Source organism: Actinocatenispora thailandica (genome assembly GCF_016865425.1).
In the GTDB taxonomy this organism is placed as follows: domain Bacteria; phylum Actinomycetota; class Actinomycetes; order Mycobacteriales; family Micromonosporaceae; genus Actinocatenispora; species Actinocatenispora thailandica.
In genome coordinates this window covers 3,518,358-3,533,110 of record NZ_AP023355.1, presented here as the reverse complement: position 1 = coordinate 3,533,110, position 14,753 = coordinate 3,518,358, and the positions used below count along the sequence as shown (strand labels likewise).

General features: G+C 74.0%; 14 protein-coding genes. 9 read left to right on the top strand and 5 right to left on the bottom strand.

Annotation, left to right across the window (positions count from 1 at the left end; genetic code table 11):
* Nucleotides 1–8 precede the first annotated feature (8 nt).
* Complete coding sequence (locus Athai_RS15655) at nt 9–1,682, bottom strand: NAD(P)/FAD-dependent oxidoreductase (protein ID WP_203962155.1); 1,674 nt, start codon at nt 1,680–1,682, stop codon at nt 9–11.
* A 314-nt stretch (nt 1,683–1,996) separates the two neighbouring features.
* Between Athai_RS15655 and Athai_RS15650 the strand changes: the two genes are divergently transcribed.
* The 4 genes from Athai_RS15650 to Athai_RS15635 all read left to right on the top strand — a co-directional run bounded on the left by Athai_RS15650 (nt 1,997) and on the right by Athai_RS15635 (nt 5,924).
* Entirely contained in the window at nt 1,997–2,443 is a 447-nt protein-coding gene (locus Athai_RS15650) for a CBS domain-containing protein (RefSeq protein WP_203962154.1), read from the top strand.
* A gap of 2 nt (nt 2,444–2,445) precedes the next feature.
* A complete protein-coding gene (locus tag Athai_RS15645; protein ID WP_239156960.1) occupies nt 2,446–3,738 on the top strand; it encodes an ArsB/NhaD family transporter in 1,293 nt (430 codons plus the stop codon).
* A gap of 187 nt (nt 3,739–3,925) precedes the next feature.
* On the top strand, nt 3,926–5,257 hold the full coding sequence (locus Athai_RS15640; RefSeq protein WP_203962153.1) for a M20/M25/M40 family metallo-hydrolase: 1,332 nt from the start codon (nt 3,926–3,928) through the stop codon (nt 5,255–5,257).
* 46 nt (nt 5,258–5,303) lie between these two features.
* Complete coding sequence (locus tag Athai_RS15635; protein ID WP_203962152.1) at nt 5,304–5,924, top strand: hypothetical protein; 621 nt, start codon at nt 5,304–5,306, stop codon at nt 5,922–5,924.
* 45 nt (nt 5,925–5,969) lie between these two features.
* On the opposite strand, the gene Athai_RS15630 is transcribed toward Athai_RS15635, so the two are convergent.
* Together Athai_RS15630 and Athai_RS15625 are read right to left on the bottom strand one after the other, a co-directional pair.
* A complete protein-coding gene (locus tag Athai_RS15630; protein ID WP_225918894.1) occupies nt 5,970–6,173 on the bottom strand; it encodes a DUF5703 family protein in 204 nt (67 codons plus the stop codon).
* A 55-nt stretch (nt 6,174–6,228) separates the two neighbouring features.
* Nucleotides 6,229–7,197 carry an aldo/keto reductase gene (locus Athai_RS15625; protein WP_203962150.1) on the bottom strand — a complete coding sequence of 323 codons (969 nt, stop codon included), beginning with the start codon at nt 7,195–7,197 and terminating at the stop codon, nt 6,229–6,231.
* Nucleotides 7,198–7,566: 369 nt separating this feature from the next.
* On the opposite strand from Athai_RS15625, the gene Athai_RS15620 reads away from it, so the two are divergent.
* From Athai_RS15620 to Athai_RS15605, 4 genes are all read left to right on the top strand, one after another.
* A complete protein-coding gene (locus Athai_RS15620; RefSeq protein WP_203965776.1) occupies nt 7,567–8,640 on the top strand; it encodes an LLM class F420-dependent oxidoreductase in 1,074 nt (357 codons plus the stop codon).
* A gap of 71 nt (nt 8,641–8,711) precedes the next feature.
* A complete protein-coding gene (locus Athai_RS15615; protein WP_203962149.1) occupies nt 8,712–9,404 on the top strand; it encodes a histidine phosphatase family protein in 693 nt (230 codons plus the stop codon).
* A 106-nt stretch (nt 9,405–9,510) separates the two neighbouring features.
* Nucleotides 9,511–10,101: a DUF3090 domain-containing protein gene (locus tag Athai_RS15610; protein WP_203962148.1), complete on the top strand. Its 591-nt coding sequence runs from the start codon at nt 9,511–9,513 to the stop codon at nt 10,099–10,101.
* A 141-nt stretch (nt 10,102–10,242) separates the two neighbouring features.
* Entirely contained in the window at nt 10,243–11,070 is an 828-nt protein-coding gene (locus Athai_RS15605; RefSeq protein ID WP_420829787.1) for an SCO1664 family protein, read from the top strand.
* Between the two features lie 51 nt (nt 11,071–11,121).
* Here the strand turns inward: Athai_RS15605 and Athai_RS15600 are convergent, their stop codons facing one another.
* The gene (locus Athai_RS15600) at nt 11,122–12,105 is read right to left on the bottom strand and encodes an acyltransferase domain-containing protein (protein WP_203962146.1); all 984 of its coding nucleotides are present in this window, start codon (nt 12,103–12,105) and stop codon (nt 11,122–11,124) included.
* Nucleotides 12,106–12,233: 128 nt separating this feature from the next.
* On the opposite strand from Athai_RS15600, the gene mshC reads away from it, so the two are divergent.
* The gene (gene mshC, locus Athai_RS15595) at nt 12,234–13,457 is read left to right on the top strand and encodes a cysteine--1-D-myo-inosityl 2-amino-2-deoxy-alpha-D-glucopyranoside ligase (protein WP_203962145.1); all 1,224 of its coding nucleotides are present in this window, start codon (nt 12,234–12,236) and stop codon (nt 13,455–13,457) included.
* A 278-nt stretch (nt 13,458–13,735) separates the two neighbouring features.
* On the opposite strand, the gene Athai_RS15590 is transcribed toward mshC, so the two are convergent.
* The gene (locus Athai_RS15590) at nt 13,736–14,656 is read right to left on the bottom strand and encodes an NAD-dependent epimerase/dehydratase family protein (RefSeq protein ID WP_203962144.1); all 921 of its coding nucleotides are present in this window, start codon (nt 14,654–14,656) and stop codon (nt 13,736–13,738) included.
* Nucleotides 14,657–14,753: the final 97 nt, after the last annotated feature.

The following is a 14,753-nucleotide window of genomic DNA, read 5'->3' as shown; positions in this document are numbered from 1 at the left end:
GGCAGCCATCACTGGTCTTCCAGGTACCGGTGCACCAGGGTGACGGCCATCGCGCCCTCGCCGACGGCGGCGGCGACCCGCTTCACCGACGCGGACCGGACGTCGCCGGCGACGAACACCCCCGGCTGGCTCGACTCCAGGTAGTAGGGGTCGCGGTCGAGCGTCCAGCCCGCCGGGCGCTGCCCGCTGACCAGCAGGTCCGGCCCGGTACGCACGAACCCGAGCGGGTCGCGTTCGACGACGCCGTCGAGCCAGTCGGTGTGCGGCCGGGCGCCGATGAACACGAACAGGTGGCTGGACGCGACCTCGTCGACGGCGTCGGTGAGCCGGTCGCGCAGCCGCAGCCCGACCAGGTGATCGTCGCCGAGCACCTCCTCGACCACGGTGTGCGGACGCACCGTGATGGAGTCGATCGCCTCGATCTGCTCGATCAGGTAGTGCGACATGGACCGCTTCAGCGATTCGCCGCGCACCAGGATCGTCACCGACCGGGCGTGCCGGGAGAAGAACACGGCGGCCTGGCCGGCGGAGTTGGCGCCGCCCACCACGTACACCGACTGCCCGCTGCAGGACGGCGCCTCGGTGTTCGCCGAGCCGTAGTAGACGCCGCGACCGGTCAGCCGGTCCGATCCGACGGCATCGAGCGTCCGGTACGCCACGCCGGTGGCGAGGATCACCGCATGCGCGGCGACCTCGGTACCGTCGCCGAACCGCACCACCCGGGCCGAGCCGCGGGCCTCCAGCGCCACCACGTCCCGGGCGGCCAGCACCTCGGTACCGAACTTGACCGCCTGCCGGCGGGCCCGGTCGGTCAGCTGCGAGCCGGAGACGCCGTCCGGGAAGCCGAGATAGTTCTCGATCCGGGAGCTCTGCCCGGCCTGGCCGCCGGTCGCCTCCCGCTCGACCAGGACGGTGCGCAGCCCCTCGGAGGCGCCGTAGACCGCCGCGCCGAGCCCGGCGGGACCGGCGCCGATGACGACCAGGTCGTAGAAGTCGGCGGACGGTGCGGTGGACAGCCCGACCGCGCCGGCGAGTTGGACCTCGTCGGGGGAGCGCAGCACACCGCCGTCCGGGGTGATCACCACCGGGATGTCGTCGGCGGTGGCCCCGGCCGCGGACAGCAGTCGCTGCCCCTCCGGCTCGTCGACGCTGAACCACCGGTACGGCACGGTGTTGCGGGCGAGGAACTCGCGGGCCGCGAACGACGGCGCCGACCATCGGTGCCCGACGACCTTCACCTCGTCGACCGGGGCCTCGCCGGTGGCGCGCCACATCTCGATCAGCGCGTCGACCACCGGGTACAGCTTCTCCTCCGGTGGATCCCACGGCTTGAGCAGGTAGTGGTCGACGTCGACCACGTTGATCGCCTGGATCGCCGCGTCGGTGTCCGCGTACGCGGTGAGCAGCGCCCGGCGCGCGCGGGGGAACAGGTCCATGGCCTGCTCCAGGAAGTCGATGCCGGTCATTTCCGGCATCCGGTAGTCGGCGAGCATCGCGGCGACCGGCTCGCCGCGCAGTTTGAGCTCCTTGAGGGCGTCGAGGGCGTCCCGACCGGAATCGGCCCGGACGATCCGGAAGTCCTCGCCGTACCGCCGCCGCAGGTCGCGCGCGACAGCCCGGGACACGCCCGGGTCGTCGTCCACGGTGAGCAGCACCGGTTTCGCCTGGCGCCGGTCGATCATCGCTTGGCCCTCCCCGCCACCGGCGCACCCCCGTACCGGTACGCCACCGGCAACGATACGGCCGTCGCGGGCCCGCCGGGCCGGCGCCGGCCGGCCGGCCGACATGACCCGCGCCACGAGCCTGGCTGGCGGGCCGGGCCGCGGCAGGCGAGACTCGTGCCACGAGCCCGGCGGGCGGCCGGTTCGCTGCCGCCGCAATGCGGCTCCGCGTCCTGAGCAGCGCTCCCGCGCCGCGGGTACTAGGGTGGGTCGCGGTGCGCCGGGAAGTCTGGTCGGCAGTGACTCGACCGACCCCACCCGACGAAGGGCGCCCGATGCACGCCAGTGAACTCGCCGCACCGTTCCCCACCGTCCGGATGGACACCCCGGCGCTGGACGCCGCCCGGCTGCTGGCCGGTCGTGACCTGCCCGGCCTGCTGGTGCTCGACGACGATGGCCGGCCGGCGGTGATCCTGCCCGGCACCGAGGTGCTCTCGCTCGCGATCCCGGCGTACTGCCAGGACGACCCGGCGCTGGCCCGCGCCGTCGACGAGGCGGCGGCGGACGTGTTCCTGCGCGGCGTCGCCGACCGCACCGTCGCCGAATGCCTGCCCGAGAAGCACCGCCCGGTGCCAACCGTGCCGCCGGACGCCACGGTGTTGGAGGTGGCGTCGGTGATGGCCGGTACCCGCATCCCGCTGGTCGCCGTCTCCGACCACGGCCGGCCGTACCAGGGTGTCGTCACCCTCGACGCGCTGCTCGACCGCCTGCTGGGGACCTGACCGTGCTGGCGTGGGCCGCGGTGGCGGTGTTCGTCGGCGCGTACGCGCTGATCGCGACGGAGAAGATCAACCGGGTGGCGGCGGCGCTCGGCGGCGCCTGCGTGATGTTGCTGATCGGCGCGGCCACGCCGGCCACGGCGTTCTTCGCCGAGGACACCGGCATCGACTGGAACGTCCTGGTCCTGCTGGTCGGCATGATGCTCGTGGTCGCGGTGCTCAAGCGCACCGGCGCCTTCGAGTACCTGGCGATCTGGGCGGCGAAACGCGCCAGGGGCCGCCCCTTCCGCGTCATGGTGATCCTGGTGCTGGTCACCGCGGTGGCCTCGGCAGTGCTCGACAACGTCACGACGGTGCTGCTGGTCGCGCCCGTCACGCTGCTGGTGTGCGAGCGGCTCGGGGTGCCGTTCCCGCCGTTCCTGATCGCCGAGGCGATGGCGTCCAACATCGGCGGTACCGCCACGCTGGTCGGTGACCCGCCGAACATCATCGTCGCCAGCCGCGCCGGCCTGAGCTACAACGACTTCCTGGTCAACCTCGGCCCGCTGGTGCTGATCCTGCTGGTGGTGTTCGTGTTGCTGTGCCGGGTGCTGTTCCGCGGCGCCTTCCGGTACGACGCGGCGCGGGCGGCCCGCATCGCGACGCTGCGGGAGCGGGAGGCGATCCGGGACCGCCGGCTGCTGGTCATCGGGCTCGTGGTGCTGGTCGCGATCACGGCGGCGTTCGTGTTGCACCCGGTGCTGCATCTGCAGCCCTCCGTGGTGGCGATCGTCGGCGGGCTGCTGCTCGTCGCGGTGTCCCGGCTGGACGTCGGCGAAGTGGTGGCCGACGTGGAGTGGTCGACGCTGGCGTTCTTCGTCGGGCTGTTCGTGATGGTCGGTTCGCTGGTGCACACCGGTGTGATGGACACCGTGTCGCACGCCGCGATCCAGGCGACCGGCGACCGGCTCGCGGTGTCCACGTTCGTGCTCGCCGGCGGCTCGGCGGTGCTGTCCGCCGTGGTCGACAACATCCCGTACGTGGCGACGATGTCGCCGGTGGTGTCCGACCTGGTGGCGGCCGAACACGCCGGCTCGGGCAGCCACGTGCTCTGGTGGGCGCTGACCATCGGCGCCGATCTGGGCGGCAACGCCACCGCGGTCGGCGCGTCGGCCAACGTGGTCGTGCTCGGCCTGGCCGAGCGGTCCGGCCAGCGGATCAGCTTCTGGCAGTTCACTCGGTACGGGCTGATCGTGGCCGGCGTCACGGTGCTGATCTCCATCGGGTACCTGTGGCTGCGGTACTTCGCGTTCGGCTGACCGGCCCGGCGGGCCGACCGACCGGCCGGGCGGGCCGACCGGGCGGGTGGGCCGATCGGTCGGCCGCGAGCCCGACCGATCACGCCGGCCGGGGCGCCGTACCGGCAGCCGGGCCGTGTCCCCGGGCGCCCCGCCGGTGCTGGTATGAAGGGCCCATGAACGAGCGAAGCACCGACCGGGCGGGCGCATGACCACGACCGATCCCCAGCCGAACCCGCCCGCCGCCACCGACGAGGTGGTGCGGATCTGCCAGGAGTTGCTGCGCATCGACAGCACCAACACCGGCGACAACGACACCAGCGTCGGTGAGCGGGCCGCGGCCGAGTACGTCGCGGCGCAGCTGGCCGAGGTGGGCATCGACTCGTTCCTGACCGAGAGCGCCCCCGGCCGCGCGTCGCTGATGGCGCGCATCCCCGGCGCCGACCCGTCCCGCTCGCCGCTGCTGGTGCACGGCCACCTGGACGTGGTGCCGGCCGACCCGGCGGAGTGGCGGGTACACCCGTTCTCCGGTGAGGTGCGCGACGGGTACGTGTGGGGTCGCGGTGCGGTGGACATGAAGGACTTCGACGCGATGGTGCTGGCGCTGGTCCGGCAGTGGCGGCGGACCGGTTGGGTGCCGCCGCGCGACATCGTGCTGGCGTTCTTCGCCGACGAGGAGGCCGGCTCCACCTACGGCGCGCACCACGTCATCGAGCATCACGCCGAGCTGTTCGAGGGCGTCACCGAGGCGATCGGCGAGGTCGGCGGCTACTCCGTGTCGGTCTCCGACGACCTGCGGCTCTACCTGATCCAGACGGCCGAGAAGGGGCTGAACTGGATGCGGCTGACCGCCCGTGGCGCCCCCGGGCACGGCTCGATGGTGCACCACGACAACGCGGTCGCGGCACTGTGCCGGGCGGTGGCCCGGATCAGCGCGCACGAGTTCCCGGTGGAGCTGACCCCGACGGTGCGCCGGTTCCTCGACGAGGTCTCCGAGGCGTACGGGGTGGAGCTGGATCCGGCGAAGCCGGAGCAGGTGATCGCCAGCCTGGGGCCGATGGCGCGCGCGATCGGCGCCACCGTGCGCAACACGGCCAACCCGACGATGCTGTCCGCCGGGTACAAGACGAACGTGGTTCCCGGTGAGGCGCGCGCCACCGTCGACGGCCGGGCGCTGCCCGGTCACGAGGACGGCTTCCTCGCCGAGATCCAGCGGCTGGCCGGCGCCGACGTCGACATCAGCTACGAGCAGCACCAGCCGGCGCTGGAGACCGAGTTCAACGGGCCGCTGGTGGACGCGATGGCCGAGTCGCTGCGGCACTTCGACGCCGGCGCCCGGCCGGTGCCGTACATGATGTTCGGCGGTACCGACGGCAAGGCGTTGAGCCGGCTGGGCATCCGGCACTTCGGGTTCGCGCCGCTGCGGCTGCCGGCCGACCTGGACTTCACCGGCCTGTTCCACGGCGTGGACGAGCGGGTCCCGGTCGACGCCCTGCAGTTCGGCGTCCGGGTCCTGGACCGCTTCTTCGCCCACTGCTGAGCGGCGGCCACCGGGCCGTCGCCGACCGTACCCATCGGAGGAGCCGATGACCGACCGCGATCTCGAAGCCGCGCTGGACCAGGTGGTCGAGGCCGCGCGGGCCCATCTCGCGGCGGTGCGCGCCGCCGGTGGGCGCTCGGACGACGAGGCGGTGTGGCGCAGCTACGTGGCGCTCAACAACGCCTCGTTCGGCTACGACGAGCTGCTGCTGGACACCTTCGGCGAGGTCACGCCGTGGGATCTGGAGCCGATCGATCCGACCGAGGCCGACCGGCAGTGGGCGCCGGCGGCGGACGCGGAGTCCGACGAGCAGGTCACCATCTCGGTCCGGCAGCGACGCGACTTCACCGTACCCAGCGTCGCCGGCCTGCTGCGTGCCGCGGAGACGATCCGCCGGGCGGTGCCGCACGCGGAGGCGGCGGCGGAGCCGATCACCACAGTCGGTGCGGCGGTCGCGGAGCTGATGCAGGCCGGTGACGGGGCGCTCGGTTCGCTGGACGTTCCGGAGCTGGAGCCGCTGCGCGGCGTGGTCACGGTCAGCCAGCTGCCACCGGGGGTGGCGGAGTCCGACGAGGAGGACGAGGACGATCCGTTCGTCGCCGACCCGGCCGAACTGCCGCTGTTCCGGTTCGACGAGTATGTCGAGGAATCTCCGGAATCACGATGAGTCGGCGGCGGCCCGGTGGCGGGTCGTCGCTGGACGGTGGCCGCTTCAGTAGGAGAGGCCGGGCAACGGGGGCTCGGCCTGTCTGCGCCGGCGGCGCAGCATCACCTGGCGACTGCCGTCGCGGAACAGCCGAACGGTGGCCAGCTCCCAGCCGCCGAACTCGGCCTGGATGGCGAGCCGGACGGCGGCGGTCAAGCGGTCCACGTCCGGCGGGATCCGGAGCGGGACGTACTCGTAGTCGGATGGCACCCCCCGATCCTGCCCAATGCCGCCACCGGATCGCCAGTCCAGGGTCATCTGCCGGTCACCCCGGTCCGATGCCGCCCAGGGCGGGGGAGGAGACGTCGTCCAGCGCGTACTGGATCTCCGGCGGCAGGGTGAGCGCCTCGGCCTGCAACGAGCCCAGCAACTGCCCGACGGTACGGGCGCCGACGATCGGCGCGACCACCCCGGGCTGGTCCCGCACCCAGGCGAGGGACACCGCCAGCGGCGACACGCCGAGGCCGTCGGCGGCGGTGGCGACCGCCTCCACGATGCCGGCCGAGGTGTCGTCCAGGTAGCGCTCCACGAACCGGTCGAACTGCGGCGACGCGGCCCGCGAGTCAGCTGGCGTGCCGTGCCGGTACTTGCCGGTCAGCACGCCACGGCCGAGCGGTGACCAGGGCAGGACGCCGATGCCGAGATCCTGGCAGGCCGGCACCACCTCGCGTTCCGCGCTGCGCTCCACCAGCGAGTACTCCACCTGTGCGGACACCAGCGGGGTGCGGCCCGGCCAGGCCCGCTGCCAGGTGGCCGCCTTCGCGGTCTGCCAGCCGGAGAAGTTGGAGATGCCCACGTAGCGCACCCGGCCGGAGGAGACGGCATGGTCGAGCGTCGCGAGCGTCTCCTCCAGCGGGGTGAGCGGATCGTAGCCGTGCAACTGCCACAGGTCGACGTAGTCGGTGCCGAGCCGGGCCAGCGACGCGTCCAGGGTGCGCAGCAGGTGCAGCCGGCTGGAGTCGCGGCGCCGGCTGGTGCTCGGCCGCAGCCCGGCCTTGGTGGCGATGACCAGCTCGGAGCGCGGCACCAGCGAGTCCAGCAGGCCGCCGACGATCTGCTCGGCGTCGCCGTCCGCGTACACGTCGGCGGTGTCGAGCAGCGTGCCGCCGGCGTCCACGAACGACTTCAGCTGCGCGGCGGCGTCGTCCGGATCGGTGTCGCGTCCCCAGGTCATGGTGCCCAGACCGACCCGGGACACCCGCAGGCCGGTGCGGCCGAGCGCGCGCTGCTCCATATCAGCGGACGGTACCGGCGCGGATCCACCCACCGGCGGCGACCCGCCGCTGCGCCCCGCGGTGCCGTCACCCCCTTCGGCGGCGGCCCGCCGTAGAGCACCTCTCGGCGGCGGCGCCCGCGGTACCTCTCGGCGGCGCCCGCGCGGTACCTCTCGGCGGCGCCCGCGCGGTACCTCTCGGCGGCGCCTGCGGCAGGCCTCGGCGGCGGCGCCGCCAGCGGTACGGCTCGGCGGCGCCCGCGGTACCCCTCGGCGGCGGCTCGCCGTGCTGCCGCCGCTACCCTGCACGCTCAGGACCCGCCGGCCGGCGCGCTCTCCCGGCCCTGTCGGTAATGTCGGGCATCTCGGTGATCGGAGGCACGGATGGGGATGCGGCTCGGACTCAACCTCGGCTACTGGGGTGCGGGCAACGACCCGCGCGCCCACCTGGCCCTCGCGCAGGAGGCCGACCGGCTGGGTTACTCGGTCGCGTGGGCCGCCGAAGCGTACGGGTCGGACTCGCCGACGATGCTCGCCTGGCTCGCCGGCCAGACCGAACGCATCGACCTGGGCAGCGCGATCATGCAGATCCCGGCCCGCAGCCCGGCGATGACGGCGATGACCGCGGCCACCATCGACGGCATCTCGGGCGGCCGGTTCCGGCTCGGTCTCGGCGTCTCCGGGCCGCAGGTGTCGGAGGGCTGGCACGGGGTCCGGTTCGCCAAGCCGCTGGCCCGCACCCGGGAGTACGTCGACATCGTCCGGCTGGCGTTGCACCGCAAGCCGGTGACCTACGACGGGCAGTTCTACCAGCTGCCGCTGCCGGACGGCCCGGGCAAGGCGCTGCGGCTCACCGTGCACCCCACCCGCGAGATCCCGATGTACCTGGCCGCGGTCGGTCCGCGCAACCTGGAACTCGCGGGTGAGCTGGTCGACGGCTGGCTCGCGGTGTTCCTCGCGCCGGAGTTCGCCGCCGAACAGCTCAAGCACGTCGAGGCCGGCCGTGCCAAGGTCGGCAAGACGCTCGCCGGATTCGACGTGGTGCCGACCGTGCCGGTGGTGGTCGGCGACGACGCGCAGGTGTGCGCCGAGCCGATCCGCGGGTACGCCGCCCTGTACGTGGGCGGGATGGGCTCCCGGGAGCAGAACTTCTACAACCGCCTCGCGGTACGGATGGGCTACGAGCAGGCCGCCGCCCAGGTGCAGGACCTGTTCCTGGCGAAGAAGCACCGGGAGGCGATGGCCGCGGTGCCGTTCGAGTTCATCGACCGCACCTCGCTGCTCGGTTCGCCGGAGCGCATCGCCGACCGGCTCGTCGGCTACGCGGAGGCCGGCGTCACCACGCTGACCGTCGCGCCGTACCCGCCGCCCGGGATCAGCGAGCCGGCGCAGATCCTGGAGCACGCGATCCGCACCCTTCGGGTGCTGGCGGAGGCGCTGGACCGGGCCGGCGTCGGCGCCTGAGCGGGGCGTGCCCGCCGGCACCGCGGGCCGGGGCGGCGGGGCACGTCGCCGCCGGCGGTTAGGGTTGCGCCATGGCGATCCTGGTACTGCTGCGGCACGGTCGCACCACCGCCAACACCGAGGGGGTGCTGGCCGGCTGGACCCCGGGCGTCGGTCTGGACGACACCGGCCGCGCCCAGGCCACCGCGGCGGCCACCCGGCTCGGCGCCCTGCCCTGGCGGGCGGTGCTCAGCAGCCCGCTGCAGCGATGCCGGGAGACGCTGCAGGTGGTGCTCGGCGACCGCGCGGACGTGACCCCGGTCACCGACGAGCGCATCGGCGAGTGCCGGTACGGCGACTGGGAGGGCCGGCCGCTCAAGCAGCTGGCGAAGGAGCCGATGTGGAAGGTCGTGCAGTCGCATCCGTCCGCAGCGGTGTTCCCGGGCGGCGAACCGCTCGCCGCGACCTCGGCCCGCGCGGTCGCCGCGGTGCGCGAGTGGGACGGCCGGATCACCGCCGAGTACGGCCCGGACGCGCTCTGGCTGGCCTGTAGCCACGGTGATGTGATCAAGGCCATCGTGGCCGACGCGCTCGGCCTGCACCTCGACCAGTTCCAGCGCATCACCGCCGCACCCTGCTCGGTGACGGTGATCCGGTACACCCCGCTGCGGCCCTTCGTGGTCCACCTCAACGATCTCGGCAGCGACCTGTCCGGCCTGGTGCCGAAGAAGCGGCGGCGGCGCAGGCCGAGTTCGGACGCCGCGGTGGGCGGCGGCGCGGGCTGACGGGCCGGCCCGGGCGTGCCCCGTGGGTCGCGGCGGTGCTGGTCGGGTGCGGCACGCCGGTGCCCGCGCGCGGGCGGCGGCGGCACCGGGCGGATAGGGTCGAAGGATGTCACGCCAGGTCTATGACTTCGAGCCACCGGAGCGGTTCGTCGCCGGCACGGTCGGCGAGCCCGGTGACCGGACGTTCTTCCTGCAGGCCCGCGGGGGCGGCCGGGTGATCAGCGTCGCCCTGGAGAAGATCCAGGTCACGCTGCTCGCGGACAAGCTGGAGGAGCTGCTGGCCGAGGCGGCCCGCCGGTTCGACGCCGACATTCCCGACTCGCCGGACCCGCTGCCCACCGACAACGAGCCGCTGGACACCCCGCTCGACGAGGAGTTCCGGGTCGGCACCCTCGGCCTCGCCTGGGACTCCGACGACAACACGGTGCTGATCGAGGCGGTCGCCGCCGGCGCGGAGGGTGAGCTGCCCGCCGAGGAGGACGAGGAGCCGGCCGGCTCCGACCTCGACGACGAGACCCGCGACCTGCTGCGGGTACGGCTCGGGCCCCGCCAGGTTCGGGCGTTCATCGAGCGTGCCCGCCGGGTGGTGTCCGCCGGTCGGCCGCCGTGCCCGCTGTGCGGCCTGCCGCTCGACCCGGACGGTCACCTCTGCCCGCGGCAGAACGGCTACCACCGGATGGTCCCGAGCGGCGAGTGACCGGCTCGTGCACGTGGTTCGCCCGGCCCGTCGCGCGGCACAATGGCAGCACGCGGGCGATCTGACTGGGGAGGTCGGGATGGCGCGGTGTGCTCTCGCACCCGGACGGTGCCCGTACGGCCCGACACCGGGACGGTGCCGGTGAGCGATCCGGTGGCCGATCCGGTCCGTACCCCGCGGCTGGCGGCCGAGGCGGCGGAACGGCTGCTGCGGCACGGGTCGATCGAGCCGGAGGGGTTGCTGCCCGGCTCCTCCAACGCCAGCCTGCGGGCGGTGATCACGCTCGACGACGTGCGCGCCCGCTGCGTGTACAAGCCGGTGCGGGGCGAGCGCCCGCTCTGGGACTTCCCGGACGGCACGCTCGCCGGCCGGGAGGTCGGTGCCTACCTGGTGTCCGCCGCGACCGGGTGGGGCGTGGTGCCGCCGACGGTGCTGCGGGACGGTCCGTTCGGTCCGGGTGCCTGCCAGCTGTGGATCGACACCGACGACGAGGCCGACCCGGTCGGGTTCGTGCCCGCCGACGAGGTGCCGGCCGGGTGGCGGCCGATCGCGGCGGCCCGGGGCGAGGCCGGCGAGCGGTACGTGCTGGCGCACGCGCCGGACGAGCGGCTGGCGAAGATGGCGGTGTTCGACGTGGTCGTCAACAACGCCGACCGCAAGGGCGGGCACGTGCTGCCCGGCACCGACGGCCGGCTGTACGGGGTGGACCACGGCGTGTGCTTCCACGCCGAGGACAAGCTGCGCACCGTCCTGTGGGGCTGGGCCGGCGAGCCGCTGCCGGCCGGTGTCACGGACACCCTCCGCGAGCTGCGCGACGCGCTGGCCGGCCCGCTCGGCGACCAGCTGGCCGAACACCTGACCCGGCCCGAGGTGCGGGCCACCCGGCTGCGCGCCGACCGGCTGCTGGCCGGCGGCCGGTTCCCGATGCCCGGCGACGACTGGCCGGCCCTGCCCTGGCCCCCGGTCTGACCTGCCCCCGGCCCTGCCCGGCCCCCGGCCTGACCTGGCCCCCGGTCTGACTCAGTCCGCGGCCAGATGCAGGTAGCCGGTCCGGACCCGCCAGTGCCGGCCCGCCCGCAGGTGGTCGACGACCGCGCGTTGCAGCGTGGTGTCCCGGGGCAGCGCGTCGAGGTCCGGGTCGACCCGGCGGAACACGAACTCCAGCACGTTCGCATCGCCGTCCAGGCTGGCCGCGAACGGCTCGTCGACCAGCCGGAACCGCCGCTGGAAGCGCAGGATGTTCGACCCGGCCGGCAGGTACTCGGCGAGCTGATCGTCCAGCAGCCAGGAGGTGCAGGTGGCGATCCGGTACCGGGTGCCGAAGTGCGCGGCGAAGAATTCCGGCGCGGCGGCGAACGACGCGTCGCAGTCGGCCGGTGTCATCGGGCCGGTCTCCGGGATGTGGGTGCCGAGGCACGGCGTGCCGGGCGCGAGGTCGGCGGCCTCGTCACGGATCCGGGACACGTTGAACTGCAGCCGGCCCAGCGCGTACAGCAGGCCCCGGTGGTGCAGCGTGAACCAGTCCTGCTTGTCCAGCCCGGGGGCGCCCCGGGTGCGGCGACGCAGCACCGCCTTCGAACCCAGGTCGGCCAGCGTCGCGGCGCTGACCGCGGCGTCGACACCGTGCCGTTGGTGGTAGGCCAGCAGCTGCGGGGTGGCGGCGAGGAACGTCCACAGGTAGAACCAGCGGCCGGCGGCGCCGAGCCGGTCCGGCAGCTCCGGCCAGCGGGCGAGCGGTGCCTGGTCGCCGAGTCGCTCGGCGAGCAGCCGCCGGCCGTGCTGCAGCAACCACCACAGTTGCGGGTCCCGGTCGGGATCCGGCGCGGCGGCGAGCGCCTCGGCGTGGTCGCCGGCGGGGATCTGCATCAGCGTGAGGAGCCGGCGGGCCTCGGTCTCGTCCGGCAGCGCCACGTCGGGGCCGGTCGCGGCGGCCAGCTCGGCCAGCCAGCCGGTCTGCTCCGGTGCCAGCGCCGTGAAGCGCGTCAGCTCGGCGATCTCGCCCATCGGTGTACCACCCTCCCTGTGCTCGGCAAGATTGTTTCCCATCGCCGCCGGCGAACCGGGGGAGTGTGCCGACGCTCACCCCCACCCGGTACCGGGTGGGTATCGGTGGCTGTCGTTACGCTGGCGGTATGGATACCTGGTCGGCGCCCGAGCTGCCCCGTCTTCCCGGCACCGGAACGCAGCTGCGGCTGTACGACACGGCGAGCCGGTCGGTGCGCCCGGCCGCACCTGCCGACGTGGCCCGGCTCTACGTGTGCGGCATCACGCCGTACGACGCGACCCACCTCGGTCATGCCGCCACGATGATCGCGTTCGACCTGATCAACCGTGCCTGGCGGGACGACGGTCACCCGGTGCGGTATGTGCAGAACGTCACCGACGTGGACGACCCGCTGCTGGAGCGCGCGGAGCGCGACGGCATCGACTGGGTGGCGCTGGCCCAGCGGGAGACCGAGCTGTTCCGCAGCGACATGGCGGCGTTGCGGGTGCTGCCGCCGGATCACTACGTCGGCGCGGTGGAATCCATTCCGCGCATCGCCGAGTTGGTCGGCCGACTGCTCACCGACGACGCCGCGTACCGGATCGACGACGGTACCGGCGACGTCTACTTCGACGTGGCCGCCGCGAAGCGCTTCGGGTACGAGTCGAACTACGACCGGGAGACGATGCTCGCGCTGTCCGCCGAGCGCGGCGGCGACCCGGAACGTGCGGGCAAGCGGGATCCGCTCGACCCGCTGCTGTGGCGCACCGCCCGCGAGGGCGAGCCGAGCTGGGATTCCCCGTTGGGCGCCGGCCGGCCCGGCTGGCACATCGAGTGCGCAGTGATCGCGCTGCAGCGGTTGGGCAACCGGATCGACGTCCAGGGCGGCGGCAACGACCTGATCTTCCCGCACCACGAGATGTCCGCCGCGCACGCCGAGACGCTGACCGAGGCGTGGCCGTTCGCCGAGCACTACGTGCACGCCGGGATGATCGGCTGGCAGGGCGAGAAGATGTCGAAGTCCAAGGGCAACCTGGTGCTGGTCTCGACGTTGCTGGCCCGCGGCGAGGAGCCGGCGGCGATCCGGCTCAGCCTGCTCGACGGCCACTACCGCACCGACCGGGAGTGGACCGAACGGCAGCTCGACGCCGCGCGGGAGCGGCTCGCGGCCTGGCGGGCCGGGGTGGCGCGGCCGGCCGGGCCGGACGGCGCCGCGCTGCTGTCCCGGCTGCGCGAGCGGGTCGCCGACGACCTGGACACCCCGGGCGCGCTCGCCGTCGTCGACGACTGGTGTGTCGCCGAGGGGACCGACACGGCCGCGCCCGCGCTGGTCGCCGACGCGGTCGACGCGCTGCTCGGCGTGCGCCTCTGAGCGCTGCCGTGGGCACCGGCCGGGAGCAGTGCCGGCGCCCACGACGACGTCGGCGCCGAACCGTGCGCCGGCCGTTGCGCTCGCGCTGACCTGGTGCCGTCCGGAAGCGTCGCGGGCCCGGGGACCGGCCGGGAGTCTCACGGGCCCGGGTCGGCCGGGAGTGTCGCGTCGGGCCCGGGTCGGCCGGGGGTGTCGCGCCGGGCCCGGGTCGGCCGGGAGTGCCGCGTCGGGCCCGGGCCGGCCGGGGGTGTCGCGCCGGGCCTGGGGCGGCCGTGGCGTCAGCCGGCCGCCCGGACCGCGCCGAGCGAGGCGGCGATGCCGTCCGCCGTCGGGGTCGGCGTCATCGAGAACGCCGTCTCGAACGCGGTCGAGTCGAACAGGTACGGCGCGGTGTACTGGTACCCCATCTCCAGCGTCTCCCGGGCGCCACCGTCGAACAGCGCGCCGAGCCGGATCGTCCCGGCGGTCATGGTCCGGCCCGGCCCACCGGCGAGTTCCAGGTACTGGCGGCCGGTGAGCGCCGGCGCGGTGGGCAGGTGCCAGACGTGACCGCGCGCCGCCGGGTCGGTACCGAGGATCGCGAGCGCGGCGCCCATGTCCGGGGTGTAGGACATCGAGTGCGGTTGGTCGCTGTCGAACAGCCAGATACCGGCCTTGCCGGCGGTGATCCGGTCCAGCGCGTAGGTGTTGAACACGCTGGTGGTCGCGCCGGGGCCGTAGAAGTCGGCACTGCGCCCGACGGTGCGGACCAGCCCGCGTTCGGCGACGGCCCGGTCGAGCAGGTCGAGCGCGGCGGCCCGCACCCGCCCCTTCCGGCTGCTGGGGTCGACCGGCGTCCGCTCGGTCATCGGCCCGTCGACCCGTCCGTATGCGTACACGTTGTCGAAGTACACCAGGTGGGTGCCGTGCGCGATCGCCGCGTCGATCGCGTTCCGCACGATGACCGGCCACTGGTTGGCCCACACCCGGGCGGAGTACGGCAGCCCGGCGGTGAGGTAGGCGACCTCCGCCCCGGCGACGGCCCGCTCGACGGCGGCGGGGTCGAGCAGGTCGGCGGTGATCGACCGGACCTGGTCGACGCCGGCCGGCCGGCGGCCGACCGACGCGGCCGGCACACCGAGACCGATCAGCGCGCGCAGGGTTTCGCGGCCGATGACGCCGTTGCCGCCGAGAACGACGTGGGTACTGGCAGTGGTCATGCCCGGACTCGTTTCTGCTCGGGGGAGAGGTCGTGGGTGGCGCCGCGCCGCCGGCGGCGGATCGTCACCCGCCCCGCCGATTCGGACATCCGCACCG

Coding starts and splice junctions, on each gene's coding strand:
- Athai_RS15620 (WP_203965776.1), top strand. CDS start 7,567: ATGCGGCTCGGACTCAACCTCGGCTACTGGGGTGCGGGCAACGACCCG.
- Athai_RS15635 (WP_203962152.1), top strand. CDS start 5,304: ATGACCGACCGCGATCTCGAAGCCGCGCTGGACCAGGTGGTCGAGGCC.
- Athai_RS15615 (WP_203962149.1), top strand. CDS start 8,712: ATGGCGATCCTGGTACTGCTGCGGCACGGTCGCACCACCGCCAACACC.
- Athai_RS15590 (WP_203962144.1), bottom strand. CDS start 14,656: ATGACCACTGCCAGTACCCACGTCGTTCTCGGCGGCAACGGCGTCATC.
- Athai_RS15640 (WP_203962153.1), top strand. CDS start 3,926: ATGACCACGACCGATCCCCAGCCGAACCCGCCCGCCGCCACCGACGAG.
- Athai_RS15655 (WP_203962155.1), bottom strand. CDS start 1,682: ATGATCGACCGGCGCCAGGCGAAACCGGTGCTGCTCACCGTGGACGAC.
- Athai_RS15610 (WP_203962148.1), top strand. CDS start 9,511: ATGTCACGCCAGGTCTATGACTTCGAGCCACCGGAGCGGTTCGTCGCC.
- Athai_RS15600 (WP_203962146.1), bottom strand. CDS start 12,105: ATGGGCGAGATCGCCGAGCTGACGCGCTTCACGGCGCTGGCACCGGAG.
- mshC (WP_203962145.1), top strand. CDS start 12,234: ATGGATACCTGGTCGGCGCCCGAGCTGCCCCGTCTTCCCGGCACCGGA.
- Athai_RS15625 (WP_203962150.1), bottom strand. CDS start 7,197: ATGGAGCAGCGCGCGCTCGGCCGCACCGGCCTGCGGGTGTCCCGGGTC.
- Athai_RS15650 (WP_203962154.1), top strand. CDS start 1,997: ATGCACGCCAGTGAACTCGCCGCACCGTTCCCCACCGTCCGGATGGAC.